General features: G+C 62.9%; 16 protein-coding genes and 2 rRNA genes (1 of these 18 running past the window's edge). 7 read left to right on the top strand and 11 right to left on the bottom strand.

All coding sequences use genetic code 11. The features are described 5' to 3' along the window. The first annotated feature begins 15 nt into the window (after positions 1-15). From hisS to der, 4 genes are read left to right on the top strand one after another with little or no spacing between them, the layout of a single operon-like run. Entirely contained in the window at positions 16-1,287 is a 1,272-nt protein-coding gene (hisS, locus tag K5658_RS01785) for a histidine--tRNA ligase (protein ID WP_221065282.1), read from the top strand. A gap of 16 nt (positions 1,288-1,303) precedes the next feature. Continuing rightward, positions 1,304-1,936, top strand: coding sequence for a YfgM family protein (locus K5658_RS01780; protein ID WP_221065281.1), 633 nt, complete (start codon positions 1,304-1,306; stop codon positions 1,934-1,936). Further along, positions 1,936-3,123 carry an outer membrane protein assembly factor BamB gene (gene bamB, locus K5658_RS01775; RefSeq protein WP_246628544.1) on the top strand — a complete coding sequence of 396 codons (1,188 nt, stop codon included), beginning with the start codon at positions 1,936-1,938 and terminating at the stop codon, positions 3,121-3,123. Before K5658_RS01780 ends, bamB begins: the two co-directional genes overlap by 1 nt. Positions 3,124-3,125: 2 nt before the next feature. Then, the gene (der, locus tag K5658_RS01770) at positions 3,126-4,517 is read left to right on the top strand and encodes a ribosome biogenesis GTPase Der (protein WP_221065280.1); all 1,392 of its coding nucleotides are present in this window, start codon (positions 3,126-3,128) and stop codon (positions 4,515-4,517) included. Positions 4,518-4,574: 57 nt separating this feature from the next. Here the strand turns inward: der and K5658_RS01765 are convergent, their stop codons facing one another. From K5658_RS01765 to K5658_RS01740, 6 genes are all read right to left on the bottom strand, one after another. Beyond that, positions 4,575-5,396, bottom strand: coding sequence for a PEP-CTERM sorting domain-containing protein (locus K5658_RS01765; protein ID WP_221065279.1), 822 nt, complete (start codon positions 5,394-5,396; stop codon positions 4,575-4,577). A gap of 410 nt (positions 5,397-5,806) precedes the next feature. Continuing rightward, entirely contained in the window at positions 5,807-6,538 is a 732-nt protein-coding gene (locus tag K5658_RS01760) for a PEP-CTERM sorting domain-containing protein (RefSeq protein ID WP_221065278.1), read from the bottom strand. Positions 6,539-6,960: 422 nt separating this feature from the next. Next, positions 6,961-7,803 (bottom strand): NYN domain-containing protein, encoded by an 843-nt coding sequence (locus K5658_RS01755; RefSeq protein ID WP_221065277.1) that lies wholly within the window; start codon positions 7,801-7,803, stop codon positions 6,961-6,963. A gap of 4 nt (positions 7,804-7,807) precedes the next feature. Further along, entirely contained in the window at positions 7,808-8,563 is a 756-nt protein-coding gene (locus tag K5658_RS01750) for a pseudouridine synthase (RefSeq protein ID WP_246628543.1), read from the bottom strand. 19 nt (positions 8,564-8,582) lie between these two features. Next, entirely contained in the window at positions 8,583-9,494 is a 912-nt protein-coding gene (locus tag K5658_RS01745; protein ID WP_221065276.1) for a D-hexose-6-phosphate mutarotase, read from the bottom strand. Between the two features lie 143 nt (positions 9,495-9,637). Further along, positions 9,638-10,408: a trypsin-like serine peptidase gene (locus K5658_RS01740; protein WP_221065275.1), complete on the bottom strand. Its 771-nt coding sequence runs from the start codon at positions 10,406-10,408 to the stop codon at positions 9,638-9,640. 257 nt (positions 10,409-10,665) lie between these two features. Here K5658_RS01740 and K5658_RS01735 point away from each other — a divergent pair, with 257 nt between their 5' ends. Genes K5658_RS01735 through K5658_RS01725 form a run of 3 tightly spaced genes read left to right on the top strand, consistent with a single transcriptional unit; the run spans position 10,666 to position 14,820 of the window. Next, a complete protein-coding gene (locus K5658_RS01735; protein WP_221065274.1) occupies positions 10,666-11,001 on the top strand; it encodes an STAS domain-containing protein in 336 nt (111 codons plus the stop codon). A 14-nt stretch (positions 11,002-11,015) separates the two neighbouring features. Then, positions 11,016-11,447, top strand: coding sequence for an ATP-binding protein (locus K5658_RS01730; RefSeq protein ID WP_221065273.1), 432 nt, complete (start codon positions 11,016-11,018; stop codon positions 11,445-11,447). A gap of 34 nt (positions 11,448-11,481) precedes the next feature. After that, the gene (locus K5658_RS01725; RefSeq protein ID WP_221065272.1) at positions 11,482-14,820 is read left to right on the top strand and encodes an NAD-glutamate dehydrogenase domain-containing protein; all 3,339 of its coding nucleotides are present in this window, start codon (positions 11,482-11,484) and stop codon (positions 14,818-14,820) included. On the opposite strand, the gene K5658_RS01720 is transcribed toward K5658_RS01725, so the two are convergent. From K5658_RS01720 to K5658_RS01700, 5 genes are all read right to left on the bottom strand, one after another. Next, a complete protein-coding gene (locus K5658_RS01720; RefSeq protein ID WP_221065271.1) occupies positions 14,784-15,545 on the bottom strand; it encodes a GIY-YIG nuclease family protein in 762 nt (253 codons plus the stop codon). The two genes, K5658_RS01725 and K5658_RS01720, sit on opposite strands and share 37 nt — an antisense overlap. Further along, on the bottom strand, positions 15,545-16,726 hold the full coding sequence (locus K5658_RS01715) for a DNA cytosine methyltransferase (RefSeq protein WP_221065270.1): 1,182 nt from the start codon (positions 16,724-16,726) through the stop codon (positions 15,545-15,547). The genes K5658_RS01720 and K5658_RS01715 overlap by 1 nt, the downstream gene beginning before the upstream one ends. Positions 16,727-16,731: 5 nt before the next feature. Next, entirely contained in the window at positions 16,732-17,154 is a 423-nt protein-coding gene (locus K5658_RS01710; protein WP_221065269.1) for a very short patch repair endonuclease, read from the bottom strand. A gap of 71 nt (positions 17,155-17,225) precedes the next feature. Then, positions 17,226-17,338, bottom strand: a 5S ribosomal RNA gene (gene rrf, locus K5658_RS01705). 88 nt (positions 17,339-17,426) lie between these two features. After that, positions 17,427-19,932 (bottom strand): 23S ribosomal RNA (locus K5658_RS01700) (it continues 385 nt past the right edge of the window).

Here is a 19,932-nt window from a genome sequence, read left to right as displayed (position 1 = left end):
TCATCAGGAGTATCAATGGCTGAAAACATCCAGGCGATCCGCGGGATGCACGATATCCTCCCGGACCAAACGCCGCGCTGGCACCATGTCGAGGCGGTCCTGCGCCGGGTCATGGCGGCCTATGGCTACCGCGAAATCCGCATGCCGCTGGTGGAAAAGACCGAGTTGTTCAAGCGTTCCATCGGCGAAGTGACCGATATCGTCGAGAAGGAAATGTATACCTTCGAGGACCGCAACGGCGATTCCCTGACCCTGCGCCCGGAAGGCACGGCGGGTTGCCTGCGGGCCTGTTTGGAACATGGTTTGATCCATAACCAAGCCCACCGGCTGTGGTACGCCGGGCCGATGTTCCGTCATGAGCGCCCGCAGAAAGGCCGCTACCGCCAGTTCAACCAACTCGGCGTCGAGGCCTACGGAATGCCCGGCCCCGATATCGACGCGGAATTGATCCTGCTGTGCCGCCGCCTGTGGCGCGAACTCGGGCTAGGCCACAAGCTGGAATTGCAGATCAACTCGCTGGGCACGGCGGAAGAGCGTCTGGCCTACCGCGCCAAGTTGGTCGAATACTTCCGCGCCCATTACGAAAAGCTGGACGAGGACAGCCAGCGGCGGCTGGAAACCAATCCCCTGCGTATCCTCGACAGCAAGAATCCCGACCTGCGGGAAGTCATCGAAGGCGCGCCGGTGCTGGCCGAGGAATTCGGCGAAGAATCCAAGGCCCATTTCCAAGGGCTGCTGGAACGGCTGGACGAGGCCGGTGTCGCTTATGGGGTCAATCCCCGGTTGGTGCGCGGGCTGGATTATTACTGCCGCACCGTGTTCGAGTGGGTCACCCAGGAATTGGGCGCCCAAGGCACGGTCTGCGCCGGGGGCCGCTACGACGGGCTGATCGAACAACTGGGCGGCAAGGGTTCGGCGGCGGTGGGTTTCGCCTTGGGGATGGAGCGGCTCATCGACCTGTTGGACGAGCCCGAGCGCTTCGAGGCGGCGGCCCAGCCGCACGCCTATCTCATCAGCGTGGGCGCGCTGGCCGAACGCAAGGCCGTGGCCCTGGCCGAATCCCTGCGCGACGCCCTGCCCGGCTTGCGCCTGCAAGAGCATCGCGGCGGCGGCGGCTTCAAAAGCCAGTTCAAGCGGGCCGACAAGAGCGGTGCCCAGGTGGCCTTGATCCTCGGCGACGACGAGGCCCGCGACCTGAACATCGGTATCAAGCACCTCCGCACCGACGCCGGGCAAACCACGCTGGCCCAGGCGGAACTAGTGCCTTTCCTACAAAAACTCATCTGACGGCGAGGGGACCGGAATGGAAGATTTATCCGAAGAAGAGCGCCTCGAAGCGCTACACCGCTGGTGGAAAACCAACAAGCAATCGGCGTTCGTCGGCGTCCTGCTCGGGCTCGCCATGGTGGGCGCTTGGAACATGTGGCAAAACAACCGCCGTGGCGCCATTGAACAGGCCAGCAACCTCTACCAGCAATTGCTCAAGGCCTCGGAAGCCCGGCAGACCGACCCGGCCCTCAAGCTGAGCGAGCGCCTCATCGAGCAATATGGCTCGACCAGCTATGCCGAATATGCCCGGCTCTTCCTCGCCAAGGCCAAGGCCGACAAAGGCGATCTGGCCGGGGCCAAACAAGCCCTGGAAGAGGAACTCGCCAAGAGCCACGACGACAACCTGAAAGCCCTGGCCCGGCTGCGGCTGGGCCGGGCCTTGCTGGCGGGCGGCGAAACCGACGCGGCCTTGAAGCTGATCGAGCCGGTCACCGACCAGCAAGCCGGCAAGCTGGCCGGGCTGTACGAGGAACTCAAGGGCGATCTCTACGCCGCCGCCAAACGTCCGGCGGATGCCCGCCTCGCCTACGGGAAAGCCAAGGAACTCGGCGAAAACTCCCCCCTGTTGGAACTCAAACTCAACGACCTGCCCGGCACGGCGAACTGATGCGCCTGACCCTTCTTTTGCTGAGCTTGGGAGTGTTGTCGGGCTGCGCCGAATTCAGCGCGTTCAAGGACCTGGCCGAATCGGTGCAAGGCTTGATCTCCGGCACCGACAACGCCGACCCACCCAACGAGTTGCAACCCCTGGAACCCAAGGTCAAGCTCACGGTATTGTGGGACGCCACCATCGGCGACGGCTACGATGAACAAGTGGTGAACCTGGTGCCCGCCGTGACCGAGGACCGGGTCTACGCCGCCGACCGCAAAGGCGTGGTCGAGGCCCACAACCGCCTCAAGGGCGATAAGCTCTGGTCGGTGGAAACCGAATTCGCGTTCTCCTCGGGTCCGGTGGCGGCGGGCGACAAGCTCTTGTTCGGCACCAGCAACGGCGAATTGGTGGCCTTGAACGCGCTGGATGGCTCGCTGGCCTGGAAAACCACCTTGACCAGCGAAATCCTGGCCCTGCCCCGCGTCGAGAGCCATACCATCGTGGTCCGCACCAGCGATGGCCGGGTGATCGGCCTGGACGAACAGAGCGGCGGCACCCGCTGGTCCTATGAACGCAGCATCCCGCCCTTGTCGGTGCGCTCCCTGGGTTCGCCGACCCTCGCGGACGATCTGGTGCTGGACGGCTTCGGCGGCGGCAAGCTGGTCGCGCTCGGGCTCGCCGACGGCAAACCGGCCTGGGAAGCCGTGGTCGCCCTCCCCCATGGCCGTTCCGAGGTCGAGCGCCTGGTCGAACTGGACGCCGACGCCTATATCAAGGGCGACACCGCCTATGTCACCGGCTATCAGGCGGGCGTGGCGGCGGTCGACCTGCACGGTGGCGATGTGGCGTGGCGGCAGGAGCAGGTCTATTCCAGCCACGGCCTGGCCGGCGACCGCCGCGGCCTGTTCCTGACCGATGCCAACAGCGATGTCTGGGAACTGGATATCCACAGCGGCAACGATCTGTGGAAACAAACCGATTTGCACATGCGCCGCCTCACCGTCCCCGCCTTGGTCAAGGATTATCTGGTGCTGGGCGATTTCGAGGGCTACCTGCACGCGCTATCCCAGGACGACGGCGGCTTGTTGGGCCGGGTGCGCCTGGACGACGACCAGCCGATCCGCGCCGCGCCCGTCGTCTACGACGATATCATTTACGTATATACCGCCGGCGGCGTCCTGGCCGCCGTCGCGCTGGAGTAGCCATGTTACCCGTAGTCGCCCTGGTGGGCCGCCCCAATGTGGGGAAATCCACCCTGTTCAATTATCTGACCCAAACCCGCGACGCCCTGGTCGCGGACTACCCCGGCCTGACCCGCGACCGCCAATATGGCCGGGTCAAGCGCGGCGGGCGGCGGAATTTCTTCGTGGTCGATACCGGCGGTATCGTCGAAACCGAACTCGGCATCGACGAGCAGGCCATGCGCCAAGTGCGGGTCGCGCTGGAAGAGTCCGACCTGGTGCTGTTCCTGGTCGATGGCCGCGACGGCCTCAACGTCGGGGACGAGGCCATCGCCGCCCACCTCCGGCGGATCGGCAAGCCGGTGCTGCTGGCGGTGAACAAGCTCGACCGGCCCGGCCAGACCCTCGCCGCCAACGAGTTCCACGCCCTGGGCCTGGGCGAGCCGCATCCCCTGTCCGCCTCCCACGCCCTGGGGATAGACGCCCTGCTCGACGCCGTGCGGGACAAGCTCCCGGCGGAAGACCCGGAAGATTCCGCCGACGCGGCCCCCGGCATCCATGTCGCCGTGGTGGGCCGTCCCAACGTCGGCAAATCCACCCTGGTCAACCGGATGCTGGGCGAGGAGCGCGTGGTCGTGTTCGACCAGCCCGGCACCACCCGCGACAGCATCCATATCCCCTTCGAGCGCCAGGGCAAGCCCTACACCCTGATCGACACCGCCGGCATCCGCCGCCGCGGCCGCATCGCCGAGACCATCGAGAAGTTCAGCGTCATCAAGGCCATGCAGGCCATCGAGAAGGCCCATGTGGTGGTCTATATCATCGACGCCCGCGAAGGCGTGACCGACCAGGACGCGACCCTGTTGGGCATGGTGCTGGAGATCGGCCGGGGGCTCATCGTCGGCCTGAACAAATGGGACGGCCTGGCCCACGATCACAAGGAAGAAATCCGCCGCCAGATCGACCTCAAGCTCGGCTTCGTCGATTTCGCCGAGAAATATTTCATCTCGGCCCTGCACGGCACCGGGGTCGGCAATTTGTTCGACGCCGTGGAGGGCGTGTACGCCGCCTCGATGCTGGACATGTCCACCGCCCGGCTGACCCGGTTGCTCCAGGACGTGGTCGCCGCCCACCAGCCGCCCCTGGTGCGCGGCCGCCGCATCAAGCTGAAATACGCCCACCAGGGCGGCAGCAACCCACCCACCATCGTCATCCACGGCAACCAGACCGACGAAATCCCCGGCAGCTACAAGCGCTACCTCGGCAACGCCTTCCGCGAGGCGCTGGACCTGCACGGCACCCCGGTCCGGCTGGAATTCAAGGGCGGGGACAATCCCTACCAGGGCCGCCGCAACCCGCTCACGGAACGGCAAATCCGCAAGCGGCGCAGGCTGATGAAACATGCGAAGAAATAGCGGGGCATAAAAAAACCGGGGACGACCCGGTTTTTTTATGCCCGTGTTGGTGGTGGCCTATCGCTTGGCATTGCGGCGGCAGGACCAGCCCATGCCCACGAGGCCGAGGCCGGTGAGCGCCAGGGTGGCGGGTTCCGGGACGCCCGGATCGGTACGGGTCTCCAGGGAGGTGGCTTCGAGATAATACCCGAGCGGACCGCTGATGCTGAGGGCGATGGCGTTGACATCCGCGAAGTCCACCGCGCCGCCCGTGAAACTGCTGAAGGAGAAAAACTTATAGAGGGAACCGCACGGAGGGCTGCTGAGGGGACAATCCAGCAAATTGTGCAGCGTACTGCTGGCCGACACCGCGCCCGAATTCGACCACACGGTGATGGTCAGGTCCACGCCCGCGGTCAGGTAGTTCAAATCCAAATAGAATCCTTGGGCGTCGTGGATCGCGGGATTGAGGCTGTTCTCGTAGAGGTTCACGCCGGTCAAGCCCATCGCGGGCGTGGCCGAATCGGCCTCGGTCGCGCCATTGGTGCCATTCCATAACACCTGCGCGTTGGCATTGACATCGCCCGCGTTGTATATCACCAAGCCGGTGGTTCCGATATAGGGGGCGCAATCGGCCGAGTCCTTGCCGGCGGAAAGGCAGGTGAATGTACCATCGGAACCCCCGCTAGGATTTTTCAAATACAGGTCCCGATAGCCACCGATAGCCCCGCTCGCGGCGTCATCCGTCGACCAAGCCGACGTGTCCGTCGGCTGGTTCAAAAAAGCCTCGTTGGCGGGATTGGGGTTTTTGAAATTATCCACCATGAGGGCGTCCGCACCCGTGGATGCGCCGACCAAAACGGCCAACAGGGCCAAGTGGGCTGGTTTTCGGTTAAACATGATCGCTTGCTCCATCGTGCAAAGCGGGGTCGGAAGACGACTCCCAAGACTGCTGATGACGTTGATTAGAAAGGTATCAATATATTAGCAGCTTCCATGCCCACGAGAATTTATAGTTATATTTCATTGGTCTAGCTAGGGCCGTATACCAGCCGCCCATATCGGCATCGCCGGTTGTTAAAAATTCGGACAAAAAAATCATATGCAAAGCCAGAAAATATCCCGCCCAGACGGCGGCGTTTTTTGATATTCAATGGACGGGGACTCGAAATCCGCGTATTCCCGCTGAACCGGTCGGTTTTAGCTGTAAAAATCAACAGACGGACCGGTCCGGTCCTACATTCCCCCTCCCGTGGCAACAAAAAAGGTAGGCAGGGCTACCTTTTTTGTCTGCGCTCGGAAGTCGGTTTTTAAATGGATTTGCGGCGGATGCGGGCGGCCATACCCGCAAAGCCAGCCCCCAGCAGGAATAGGGTGGCGGGTTCCGGATTATTGAACACGCGCAGAAGTTGGAAATTGGCGTCGTAAGGCGTGCTACCGGAGAAGGTAAAAACAATGGAAGTCACATGGGTAAAGACGCTAGGATCGCTGAATTCGTTAAACCCTACGTCAAATACACCGGAGCCAGCAAAAGGCACGGTACCGGACGTAGAGGTGCCGTTCACTAGAACGGAAACGCTAACCCCCGTGTCCACACTCACCACATCCATGGCGATCGAGGTACCCGCAAGGGTGAAATCGGTGCTGGCAAAGCCGTTATAAGTAATCTGGACGGTTCCACCCAAGGAGGCGGAGTTAGCCGATATGCCCAGGATACCATCGCCGGGCAAGCCATTGGTGAATTCGGCATTCAACCTGGCGGTGCCACCGATACCAGGATTGTCAATCGCATTGACGGTAACCGTACGATCAGCGCCAACCAGGCTAGTGCCCGAAAAATTATTCTCGGCTTGAGTACTTGGCGAGCCTCCCGCTACGTCAGAAACAAGTTGATCGGTATTGAAATCATCGATCAAAAGCGAGATCGCCTGTGCGGTGCCCGAAAGCCCGGTCGCCATAGTCAACACGGCGGCTTTAAGAAATAAAGATTTCATAATGGTTTTTTCCTGCACAAAAGTAAGCGCCTTCATGGAAGCGATCATAAGGTGACAACCCCGAGATCTTGGGAAACCCGAAGCGGTCGCCCTTACCCAACCAAACGCCGATTTTATTCCCACAAGCCTACCCACTCTGTCCGGTCATCATTCCAGCCAAGCGGATCGGCTTTCGCTCAATCTTAACGTAGCATTATATAAAGCACATATCATACCAAAACTTTATCTCTTTGTTTCAAATACGCTTTCTCATTCAATCCAACAGCACAACATGGACTTGTAAATTTTTAAAGACATTGGAATTCCAGCCCCCACGCCACGCAAGCCATTGATTTAATGGGCCTCCATCGAAACAGGTGCTTATCGCCACCCCCACGAACAAGCTTGCATTAACCAATATTCCGGCGACGGCGGCTCTGCCAGTATCGCCGCCCAACCTCGCCGAATCCAAGCCAGGTTTATCCGCTGCCTCAATCCTCCCGCGCCAAGCCCTGCACGATATACCCCCCCGACTTCTCGTCGAATTCCAAGGCCAGGAGCTTGCGGGCCTGAGCCTCTTCCAGCAAGTCGGCGAAGCTGCGGAAGCCGTGGTAGGTTTCGTTGAAGCCTGGTTTGCGCCGCTTGAGCGCTTGTTTGACCATCGAACCCCAGACCTTGCCTTCGTCGCCGCGTTCCTCGAACAAATCCTCCACCGTCTCCACCACCCAATCCAAGGCCTGTTGCCGCTTATCGGGCGGCTTGGCCGGTTCGGCCACGGGTTCGGCGGGCGCCTTGGCCGCCTTGGCGGACGCGGCCTTGGGCTTGCGCTTGGCCTTGCGCTGTTCCTTGGATTCGGTCTCGCGCACCAAATCGTCGTAATAGATGAACTCGTCGCAATTGGCGATCAACAGGTCGGAAGTCGATTCCTTCACCCCGACGCCGATCACCAACTTGTTGTTCTCGCGCAGTTTGCTGACCAGGGGCGAAAAATCCGAATCGCCGCTGATGATGACGAAGGTATCGACATGGGCCTTGGTGTAGCAGAGGTCCAGGGCGTCCACCACCATGCGGATATCGGCGGAATTCTTGCCCGATTGCCGTACATGGGGGATTTCGATCAGTTCGAACGCCGCCTCGTGCATCGCGGCCTTGAATTCCTTGTAACGCTCCCAGTCGCAATATGCCTTTTTCACGACGATATTGCCCTTGAGCAGCAGGCGCTCCAGCACTTTCTGGATATCGAAGGCTTTGGATTTCAGGGCGCGGACGCCGAGGGCGACGTTCTCGAAGTCGCAGTACAAGGCCATGATGCGGGTATTGGGCGGTTGTGACATGGGATCAGGGGCCATCGGGGTGGAGGGGAAAATCCAGGGGGGCGGCGGGATTCCAGCCCAGCCCGGCCAGGACGGCGCGGAATTCCGGGTCGAGCGGCGCGGCGAGCGCCAAGCCAACGCCGGTGGCGGGATGGACGAAACCCAGCCGGACCGCGGCCAGCAACAGCCGGTGGCAGCCGAAATGCCCGCGGAAGAATTGGTTATGCCGTCCATCGCCATGGCTGGTGTCGCCCACCACGGGATGGAAGATATGCTTCATATGGCGGCGGATTTGGTGCTTGCGCCCGGTCTTGGGCGAGATCGCCAACCAGGAATAGCGGCAACTGGCATAGCGCCCGACCGGAAACGGCAGTTCGGCGGTGGCGAGGCGGCGGTAATGGGTGAGGGCGGGCTGGGCGGGTTTGCCGGGTTGGGCCAGGGCATCGGTCATGGGGTCGGCCTCCTCGGCCAGGGCGTAGTCGATGACGCCCCGCCCGGCGGTATGGCCGCGTACCACGGCGGTGTAAAGTTTCTCGACACCGCCCCCGGCGAACAAGCCGGTCAGCCGCCGGGCCATGTCCACCTCCAGGGCGAATATCAAAATCCCGGCGGTGGGTTTGTCCAGGCGATGCACCGGATACACCCGCCGCCCCAGGAGGTCGCGGGTCATTTGCAAGGCGTAGCGGGTTTCATGGCGGTCGATGGCGGAGCGATGCACCAAGAGTCCCGCCGGCTTATGCACCGCGACCAGCCAGTCGTCCTGATAGAGGATATCGATCAAGCGGGGCCGCCCCTGGACCTCACGCCAAAGGCTCCACCGAATAGCGCACCCATAGCCGGTGTTCCTCGCCCGGTCCCAGCACCACGGCGGCGTCCGCCGCGTTGGCGCTCTCGACACAGAGCATCTTGAGATGGCCGCCCGCCGCGAAATCGCCCAGCTTGGCAGCCTTGTCCTCCCAGGGATTCCACACCACGGTGGCGCGGCTGCCGCTCTTCTCGATGCGGATGCGGCGGTTCAGGGACAGGTCCTCGATCAGGCAGGTGGACTCGGTGCCCAGATAGACCCGGTCCACCTCGCCGCCCACCGTGACCGGCCCGGCCTGCCGTTTGCGGCGGCCACCGTCCACCTTGTCGATATATTCCACGCCGTCCAGGCCCAGCACCCGGACCTCGCGCACATCGCCGACGGCGAAATAGGTGTGCAGCGCCTCGCCCAGGACCAGGGGATTCGGGCTGCGGCTGCGGGTGCCGAGTTCGATTTCCAGGGCCGCGCCGAGGGTGTAGCGCACTTCCAGCGGAGTGCAATGCGGCCACAACAGGTCGTCGGCGTCCTTGCGCAGCAGCCGGAAACCGAGCCGGTTGGCCCCGCCCTCCAGGGTGGCGACCTCGATCACCTCCCACGCCGCCGTGCGGGCGAAACCATGGACCGGGAACGCGGACTCCTCGGCATGGGGTCCGAACCAGGGCCAGCAGATCGGCACCCCGCCCCGCGCCGATTTCCCGCAGGCGAATTTGGCCTGGGGCGACAGCCACACCACGGCCGCTTGATCCTTGGGCGCCCAGGTCAGCAATTGCGCCCCCTGCAACGCCAGGACGCCGGAACCCTGGGCGTTGTTGACCTCCACCACCGGCATCCCGTGCCGCTCGGTGAAATCCACGGTGCCGGATAGGCCGAAGCGCTTTTGCAGATCGGAGAGATAGCTGGTATCCATGAAATTTCCTTGACTATGGCTATTGGAAGGATGGAACGACGGGACGGTGGCCGGTCGGGCTGGGGGCGGGCTGGCGTCGGGGCAAGGGTAGGCGGATTGCCCTGGAAGAGCAAGCGCGGCGAGCGGGCCGCCGGGAACCCCGGTTAGGGGCGGCGCGGCGGTACCGATCCGGCCAGCGCGCCCTGGAACACGGCGGCATGGACGGCGTAATTGCCGCCACCGCCCACCCCGACAGCGGACAACACGCCGACGATCCAGGCCCGTCCCCCCTCGCGCAGCAACAGCGGCGAGCCGGAATCGCCGTGGGTGCCGTCGCAATCGCAGACCAGCACCCGGCCTTCCGCCAGCCTGCCACTCACCCGGCAGCCATCGTGCAGGGAGAGGAGGTTGGGCCGGTCCTGACCATAACCGGCCCGTTGCAGCCGGGGGGACGGCCCCGCGTCCGGCAACGGGCGGATCGGCACGGGCCGGATCGGCAGGGGATGTTCGAGGCGGACCACCGCCCAATCCCCGGCCAGGGCTTCCAGCCCAGGGGCCGTCCCCAGGTCGGCGGGCGGGGCGTGGTCCAGCGTCCGGCCACGGGCATAGCCCAAATCGTCGTCGCGCCGGAGGTCGGCCACGAACACCAAATCCCGCGCCGCCAGACGCTGGCCGGTGCGGCGGTCGGTCAGGCAATGACCCGCCGTCAGCACGGCGTCGGGAGCGATCAAAGTAGCAGTACAATAGCCGCCATGGGGTTGGTTGAGCCGGCCAATGGCCTGCCAGGGCCAGGCGGTCGAATCCAAGGGGGCGCGGTCGTCGCCGCCCACGATGCCGGGCGGCGGGAACACGCGGCCGGCATCGGCGCACGGCGCGGCCAAGGACAAGGCCGCGGCCAAGGCGGGGCCAAACCGAAAATCAGCGCGGGAAAACATGCCGGACCTCCCATATATGAAGCAAGCCAGCACCCCGGACCCTCCCATCCGGTCGGCCATGGTTTATATTCTCCTTGAGGGCCGCGGACGATTGAATTCCACCGCGCCCCGCCCCGTCTAAGCAGGCAGGACCGGGATTCCATGCCGCTTGGACCAGGGGATCGCCCGGCCCCCCCGCCCACCGATGCGGGCAGGGTCCGCCGTCACCGCAAGGAAAAACCGCGCCCCGCTCCGCAAGAACTCCACAAGGTGCCAAGATGCAAATCGCGACCGCAAAACACGACGGCAAAACGGTCCTGAGCCTCAAGGAAGAACGGCTGGACGCCCACAATTCCAGCGACCTCCGGGACCAAATCCTCAAACTCCTGGAAAACGGCGACACCCAACTCATCGTCGATCTGGCGGGCGTCCGCTTCATCGATAGCTCCGGACTGGGGGCGCTGCTCTCCGGCTACAAGAACGCCTCGCTCAGGTCGGGTTCGTTCGTGCTGGCCGGACTCCAGCCCAGGGTGCAATCGATGTTCGAACTGACCCGGCTGCACCGGGTGTTCGATATCTACCCCAGCGTCGAAGGAGCCCTCAACAAAGCCTAAGCGAGGACGTGGCCATGTGCGAAGAAGGCTGCTGCATACACCTGGATATCGTGGTGCCCAACCAGACCCGCTATCTGGGCCTGATCGGCAATATCGCCGAGCAATTGGCCAGGGTCTTGGACGGCTACAGCGGCGACCGCGACGCCCTCGCCTACCATCTCAACCTGGTGCTGACCGAGGCCATGGTCAACGCCATCGAGCATTGCCCCGAAAACCAACCCCGCAAAACCGTGCGGGTCTGCATCTACATCGCGGACAAGGAACTCAACATCCATGTCCACGACCAGGGCCAGGGCTTCGACCTCGATGCCGTGCCCGCCCCCGACTTCGACGACCCTTGCGAACGGGGCCGGGGCATCTTCCTGATCCGCACCCTCATGGACACCGTCGCCTATCGCAAGACCGATAACGGCAACGTGCTGGAAATGTATAAAAAACTCGAATAACACCCGCGCCCGAACCCGCGGGGGGAGTTCCGCCATGTCCTGGGAACGCGCCTTCAAGGCCGACCTCGCCCGTAGGCTGGCCGCCTCCGGCCAGCCCTGCCCCGATTCGCTCGCCAGCGCCGTCTTCGCCCCGGAATACCGCGCCACCACCCCGCCCGGACTCGCCGCCCGCGACGCCCTGCGCCTCGCCGCCCTGGACCGGGATGGCGGCGAAGGCTTCGACCTGTGGGAACCCGATCCCGACCTGGGTGGCTACCATCAACTGCGGCTTTATAGTGGGCGGGAACGCGGGCTGGACGAAATCATGCCGCTGGTTCAAAGCCTGGGTTTCCGGGTATTGGACCAAAGCTCGTTCCGGCTGGAACTGGGGGCGCGGCGCTGGTGCCTGCGCGGTTTCGCGGTGCGGCCGCAAGCCCCCGGCGTCGATCCGCTGGCGTATAAGGCCCAGGTATTGGAAGCCTTGGACGCGCTGTTGGCGGGCCGGGTGGACAACGACGCGCTGAACGGCCTGCTGCTATCGGCGGGGCTGTCCTGGCGCGAAATCGATGTGTTCCGGGCCTACCGCAACTATTACTTCCAACTGGGCAGCCATTTTGGCCGCTTCCGTTTCCACCAAGCCCTGCTGGCCCACCCTGGGGTGGCCCGCTTATTGTTCCGCTATTTCGCCGCCCGCTTCGAGCCGGATGGCCGCTGGGACACGCCCGGCCAGCGCGAGGAAGAAGCCCTCTCGCCGCTGCGGCAGGAACTCTCCGCCCTCCTGGACGGCGTGGCCGACAGCGCCGAGGACCGCATCCTGCGCGATGTGTTCAACCTGATCGACGCCACCCTCCGCACCGACTACTACCTGCCCAAAGCCCCGGATCAACACGCCATCGCCTTCAAGATCAACAGCCTGGGCATCATCAATATGCCCGCGCCCCGGCCTTTGTTCGAGGTTTACGTACATTCGCGGCTGATGGAGGGCATCCATCTGCGCGGGGCCAAGGTGGCGCGGGGCGGCATCCGCTGGTCGGACCGGCCCGACGATTTCCGCAGCGAAATCCTGGACCTGATGCGGACCCAGATGATCAAGAACGCGCTCATCGTGCCCTTGGGCGCCAAGGGCGGCTTCGTGTTGAATTCCAGCGAACCGCGCCCGGAAGAACGCGAGCGGCTGGCGCAAACCGCCTACGCCACCCTGATGCGGGGCTTGCTCGACCTGACCGACAACCCCGCCGTGGAACCGCCCCACCGCCGCATCGCCTACGACGCCGCCGATCCTTACCTGGTGGTCGCCGCCGACAAGGGCACGGCGCGGATGTCCGACACCGCCAACCGCATCGCCGCCGAGTATGGCTTCTGGCTGGGCGATGCCTTCGCCAGCGGCGGCTCGTGGGGATTCCACCACAAAAAACTGGGCATCACCGCGCGGGGCGCTTGGGAATGCGTGAAACGGCATTTCCGCGAGGCCGGGCTGGCGCTGGACCGCCCCTTCAGCGTGGTGGGCATCGGCAGCATGGACGGCGATGTGTTCGGCAACGGGATGTTGTTGTCGGAAAATATCCGCTTGCTCGCGGCTTTCGGCTCGCGCGAAATCTTCCTCGATCCCGACCCCGATCCGGCGGTGTCCTTCCGCGAGCGCCTACGGCTGTTCGAGCTGGCCGCGCCCGGTTGGGAAGCCTATGACCGCGCCTTGATTTCGCCGGGTGGCGGGGTGTTTCCGCGCGACGCCAAGGATATTCCGCTGTCGCCCGCCGTCCGCGCTTGGCTGGGCCTGCGCCATGCCTCGGTCGATGGCGAGGAATTGATCCGGCTGCTGTTGGCCGCGCCGGTCGATCTACTGTGGCTGGGCGGCATCGGCACCTATGTCAAAGCCGGTTCCGAGCGCCATGAATCGGTGGCCGACCGCGCCAACGACGCGGTGCGGATCGACGCGGGCCAGGTCCGGGCCAAGGTGGTCGGGGAAGGCGCGAACCTGGGCTTCACCCAGAAAGCCCGCATCGAATACGCCCTGGCCGGAGGCCGCATCGATACCGACGCCGTGGACAATTCCGGCGGGGTGGACCTGTCCGACCACGAGGTCAACCTCAAGATGCTGCTGGCCCTGTTGCGCCAACGCGGTCTCGTCGAGGACGAATCGGAGCGGAACCGCAGGCTGGCCGACCTGTCCGGAGCGGTGGTCGAGTCCGTGCTGGCCCACAACGCCGCGCAAAGCCTCTGCCTGTCGCTGGACCGCCAGCGCTGCGCCTTGGACGCCGAACCCTTCCTGGACGTGGCCGACCGGCTCGCCAACGCGGGGCTGTTGGACCGGGCGGTCGAATCCTTCCCCAGCCGCAAGGACATCCTGGCGCGGGGCGGCGGACTCACCCGCCCGGAACTCGCGGTGTTGATGGCCTACGCCAAGCTGGCATTGAAGCGGGCCTTGCTGGACCGCCCGGAATTTCCGGGAGAGTGGGGCCGGGATCATCTGTCGGCCTATTTTCCTGGACCGTTGCGGGAGGAGTTCGGCGCTTATCTGCCAGGACATCCCCTGGCGCGGGAAATCACCGCCACCCAGATCGCCAACACGGTCATCGACCAAGCCGGGGTGGGTTTCCTGGCCTGGGTGGAAGAACTGGATTCGGCTTTATTGGCGCGGGCCGCGGCGGCCTATGCGCGGTTCGACCACCTTGTCGGGGGAGCCGCCTTGCGGGAACAGATCCGCCAGTTGGATGGGTCTTGGACAAGCGACCGGCAATACGATGGGCTGTTGCGGCTGGAGCGGCTGCTGGCGGAGGCGTGCCGTCGGTCTTTGGACCGGAATTCCATCCCAGCCGTCGAAGCCGGGCTTGGGGGCTTGCGGGAGTATCTGGATTATCTGGCCGCAACCCCAGGTTCCACCCCCACCGGAACCCTGGCCGAATTGATCGCGGCGGGATTCACCCAGGCACAGGCGCGCTTGCTGGTCCATGCCGAACGGCTGGGCGAATTCCCGGCCTTGCTGGAATGGGCCGAATCCCAAGGTTTGGCGCTGGCCGAGGCGGCCCGTTTGTCCGACGCCATCGCCGCCCAGCTCGGATTGCCGCGTTTGATTACGTTATTGGCGGCGGTCCAGCCCCGCGACCGCTGGGAACGTCAGGCAAAACTGGCCTGGCTCGACCGGTTCCAAACCGCCCCGGTCCGTTTCGGCGCCTGCCTAGCGCGGCAAGGTGTCCCGGAACCCGCGGCCTTGTTCGCCGCCCCCGCCCTACAAACCCGCTTGGCCCGCTTCCAACGGCTGGCACGGGAATTGACCGATGCCGCCGCCACCTCCGTGGTTCCCTTCGCCGCCCTGGGCGCGGCGCTGGAAGCCTTGCGGGAGGCTTGCGACGGGGACGTTCAATCCGAACGCGCGATCACCGTCCCGAAGGCATAGGCCCGCGCCTCCTTATAAAGGATCACCCGGCTAGGGAGGGCGGTCGCCTGCCAACCGGGCGGCAAGCGCTTGAGGATGGCTTCGATGAATTGGCGGGTGGTATAGGGTTTGGGAGGCGGGACGACCTGGGTGTTCACGAGGTCGGGATGCGGTTTGCGACTGCCGCGCCCGGCGTTCTCGACCCGGAACGTATACGGCAAACACTCCTTGAGCAAGGCGCAGGCCAGGGCGGCGGTGGCGGGAAAAGGCAGGCCCAGTTCGATGCCGCGGTCGATATCCACCGGATACTGGGCGTCGAACCCCTCGGGCTTGAGATTGGTGGTATCGCGTTCGCGGCCCGGATCGTTCGAGCCGAAACCGCTGTTGTTCCACGGTAGCGGCGCGATCTGGCCGTAGTGTTTGATGAGTTGGGTTTCGAGGTCCATCGCCGTGAACACGAACACCCGCACCGCCTTGAAAGCCACCTCGGCGGGGTCGAGCTTGACGCGGTGCTGGATGGTGCGGGCATGGCGTTCCAACCGCTTGCGCAGACCGGCCTCGGCGTCGGTCTTGCCGATGTAGACCAGATCGCCGCGCAATAGCAGTTGATACACACCCTGGGTCTCGGGAATCCCCACGAGATTGCCAGGCAACAAAGGCGCGGCCTCCATCGCGCCGAACACCTCGACCAGATTCCGCAAGAGCGCGGCGGGCAGATCGAACTCGAATTCCAGATAGCCCGGCATTAGGCGCGGTCCGGGGTCGCCGCCTGGACAAGATGGGCCTTGATGCTGCCCGCCACGATGGCGGCGAGTTCCACCGGCACGGCGTTGCCGAGCTGGCGCATGGATTCGGTCCAGGAACCCTCGAACCGGAAATCGTCCGGGAAGGTTTGCAGGCGGGCGCTTTCCCGCACCGTGAAATAGCGCACCGAACCATCGGGGCGCAGCAGCATGTTTTCCCCGCCCGGAACCCCGTGGTCGCCCGCTTTCAAGGTCTTGGCCGGTTCGTCCAAAGGACTGCCAGTATGGCCGTGGTAGCTGCGGGCGCCTGGCTGGAAACGGTGGTTGGCGTGGACTCCGACCGCCGTGGGCTGGGTTTCCGGGTCGGGCAAATCCTCGATGGCATCGCGCACCGTCCGCCAGGGGAGCGAGCGGGGCGCTTCCGCGAGGGCCAGGGCGCGGGCCTTGGCCTTGCCTCCCTCGGGCCGGTGGCGCTGGGCGATCCGGTGGCGTTCCCAATATTCGCCGCTACGCCATTGCGACCATAACAGGGCGTCCAGGTCGTGGGTAGGTTCGGGGAAGGACCATTCGATACCCAGATCGGCGCGGAACCCGACCAGGAAAATGCGCTCGCGGCGCTGGGGAACGCCGTAGTTGGCGGCATTCAGCAAGCCGCGGGTCAGGATGTGGTAATGCAAGCCGTCGTGCCTACCGCCCGAATGGTGCTTCTCCAAACGGGCCCGGTGCGCGGCCCAATCTTCGCCGGGCCGGGGTGTCATTTCGGGATAGGACAGGTGCAGGCGGATGTATTCGAGATAGGGAATGAAACTGGCGCGGGTCAGTCCCTTGACGTTCTCGAACATGAAGGCTTTGGGCTGGAGTTCGCGCACCGCCCGGATGGCCTGCGGGAACATGTCGCGCTCGTCCAGATAGCCGCGATGCTTGCCCCCGAGCGAAAACGGCTGGCAAGGCGGCCCCCCCGACACCAAATCGACCCCGCCCCGGATCGCGCGGAAATCGAAAGCGCGGACATCGCCTTCGACCAAGGGCCAATGCGCCACGGGTTCCAGCCGCCTGGCCTGGTTTTGGCGCAGGGTATGGCAGCAATGGCGGTTCCACTCGATCACCGCCAAAGGCTCGAACCCGGCCCGGCTGATCCCCATCCCCAAGCCGCCCGCTCCGGCGAATAACTCGACCGCCCGCATGTGGTTTATTCATCCTCCGCCAGGAACATCTGTATCTTTTCTATCAGGCCGGGAATATCCCAGGTCTCGCATTCCCATACCACCATGAAACGCCACCCCAGGTCGAGGAGGGCTTCCTGCTGCCGCTTATCGCGGCGGCGGTTGCCTTCCAATTTGGGACGCCAGAACTCCGGCCGCGATTTGGGCAACCGGGCGATCTTGCATTCCAGGTTCGGGTGTTGATGCCAGAAACAGCCATGCACGAACAGCACTTTACGCAGGCGTGGAAATACCAAATCGGGGGAACCCGGCAAGCGCCTCACATGCAAGCGGTAACGGTAGCCCATGGCATGGACCAAACGCCGCACCAGGATTTCCGGCCGGGTATCCTTGGAGCGGACCCGGGCCATGAGTTCGCTGCGCTCGGCGGGCGTGAGGGTGTCAACCATGGCCCATTTTAGCGCCAGACAAAGAAAAAGCCCCGCGTCCTATGGAGGACGCGGGGCTTTTCTATTTGGATGCCTGGCGGTTCCCTACTTTCACATGGGTAACCACACTATCATCGGCGCTAAGCGGTTTCACTTCCGAGGTCGGGATGGGATCGGGTGGTTCCCGCTCGCTATGGCCACCAGGCAAAACTGGTCGGTCGGAGCGTAGCTCAACAACTCTGGAAAACGTACACGTCGCGTAATGCGTCAACACCACACCGTTTGGGTGTTATATGGTCAAGCCTCACGGGCAATTAGTACTGGTTAGCTTCATCCATTACTGGACTTCCACACCCAGCCTATCAACCTGGTGGTCTACCAGGGCCCTTCGGGGGACTCGAGGTCCCAGGGAGATCTCATCTTGGGAGGGGCTTCCCGCTTAGATGCTTTCAGCGGTTATCCTGTCCGAACATAGCTACCCGGCTGTGCCACTGGCGTGACAACCGGAACACCAGAGGTTCGTTCACTCCGGTCCTCTCGTACTAGGAGCAACTTCCCTCAAATCTCCAACGCCCACGGCAGATAGGGACCGAACTGTCTCACGACGTTCTAAACCCAGCTCGCGTACCACTTTAAATGGCGAACAGCCATACCCTTGGGACCGGCTACAGCCCCAGGATGTGATGAGCCGACATCGAGGTGCCAAACACCGCCGTCGATATGAACTCTTGGGCGGTATCAGCCTGTTATCCCCGGAGTACCTTTTATCCGTTGAGCGATGGCCCTTCCATACAGAACCACCGGATCACTAGAACCTACTTTCGTACCTGCTCGACTTGTATGTCTCGCAGTCAAGCGCGCTTTTGCTCTTACACTCATAGCACGATGTCCGACCGTGCCGAGCGCACCTTCGTGCTCCTCCGTTACTCTTTGGGAGGAGACCGCCCCAGTCAAACTACCCACCATGCACGGTCCCCGATCCGGATAACGGATCCAGGTTAGAACTCCGAATTCACCAGGGTGGTATTTCAAGGTTGCCTCCGCCGGAACTGGCGTCCCGGTTTCACAGGCTCCCACCTATCCTACACAAGCGAAGTCAAAGTCCAGTGCAAAGCTATAGTAAAGGTTCACGGGGTCTTTCCGTCTAGCCGCGGGTACACTGCATCTTCACAGCCAATTCAATTTCACTGAGTCCCGGGTGGAGACAGTGTGGCCATCGTTACGCCATTCGTGCAGGTCGGAACTTACCCGACAAGGAATTTCGCTACCTTAGGACCGTTATAGTTACGGCCGCCGTTTACCGGGGCTTCGATCAAGAGCTTCGCTTGCGCTGACCCCATCAATTAACCTTCCGGCACCGGGCAGGCGTCACACCCTATACGTCCACTTACGTGTTTGCAGAGTGCTGTGTTTTTAATAAACAGTCGCAGCCACCGTTTTCTTGCAACCTTGTTCAGCTCCATCCGCGGGGACTTCACTTACTTAAGGCGTACCTTCTCCCGAAGTTACGGTACCATTTTGCCTAGTTCCTTCACCCGAGTTCTCTCAAGCGCCTTGGGATTTTCACCCTGCCCACCTGTGTCGGTTTTGGTACGGCCCGATCCAACCTGAAGCTTAGAGGTTTTTCTTGGAAGCATGGCATCAATCACTTCGGCTGTATTGCTACAGCGCCGTCGTCACATCTCGGCGTTGACCCCCCGGATTTGCCTAAGGGATCCGCCTACCTGCTTAAACCGGGACATCCAACACCCGGCTGACCTAGCCTTCTCCGTCACCCCATCGCAGTTGGTACGGGTACGGGAATATTAACCCGTTTTCCATCGACTACGCCTTTCGGCCTCGCCTTAGGTGCCGACTAACCCTGCGCCGATTAGCGTTGCGCAGGAAACCTTGGGCTTTCGGCGAGCGGGTTTTTCACCCGCTTTGTCGTTACTCATGTCAGCATTCGCACTTCCGATACCTCCAGCGGACCTTACGATCCACCTTCGCAGGCTTACGGAACGCTCCCCTACCACTCGGCCAAAGGCCGAATCCGCAGCTTCGGTGCATGGCTTAGCCCCGTTGAATCTTCCGCGCAGGCCGACTCGACCAGTGAGCTATTACGCTTTCTTTGAAGGATGGCTGCTTCTAAGCCAACCTCCTGGCTGTCTGTGCCTTCCCACATCGTTTTCCACTGAGCCATGACTTGGGGACCTTAGCTGGCGGTCTGGGTTGTTTCCCTTTTGACGACGAACGTTATCACCCGCCGTCTGTCTCCCGTGCTGTACTTCATCGGTATTCGGAGTTTGCATTGGTTTGGTAGATCTAGACGACCCCCTAGCCGAAACAGTGCTCTACCCCCGAGAGTAATCACACGAGGCGCTACCTAAATAGCTTTCGAGGAGAACCAGCTATCTCCGAGCTTGTTTAGCCTTTCACTCCTATCCACAACTCATCCGAATCTTTTTCAACAGATCCCGGTTCGGCCCTCCAGTAGGTGTTACCCCACCTTCAGCCTGGTCATGGATAGCTCGCCCGGTTTCGGGTCTATTCCCAGCGACTATGGCGCCCTATTAAGACTCGCTTTCGCTACGCCTCCCCTACACGGTTAAGCTCGCCACTGAAAATAACTCGCTGACCCATTATACAAAAGGTACGCAGTCACCCCACGAGGGGGCTCCCACTGCTTGTACGCATACGGTTTCAGGTTCTATTTCACTCCGGTCACCCCGGTTCTTTTCGCCTTTCCCTCACGGTACTGGTTCACTATCGGTCGATGAGTAGTATTTAGCCTTGGAGGATGGTCCCCCCATGTTCAGA

The sequence above is a fragment of the Methylomagnum ishizawai genome (assembly GCF_019670005.1).
In the GTDB taxonomy this organism is placed as follows: domain Bacteria; phylum Pseudomonadota; class Gammaproteobacteria; order Methylococcales; family Methylococcaceae; genus Methylomagnum; species Methylomagnum ishizawai.
Note: the sequence above shows the minus strand (reverse complement) of the source record. Positions and strands in the feature narration are given on the sequence as shown.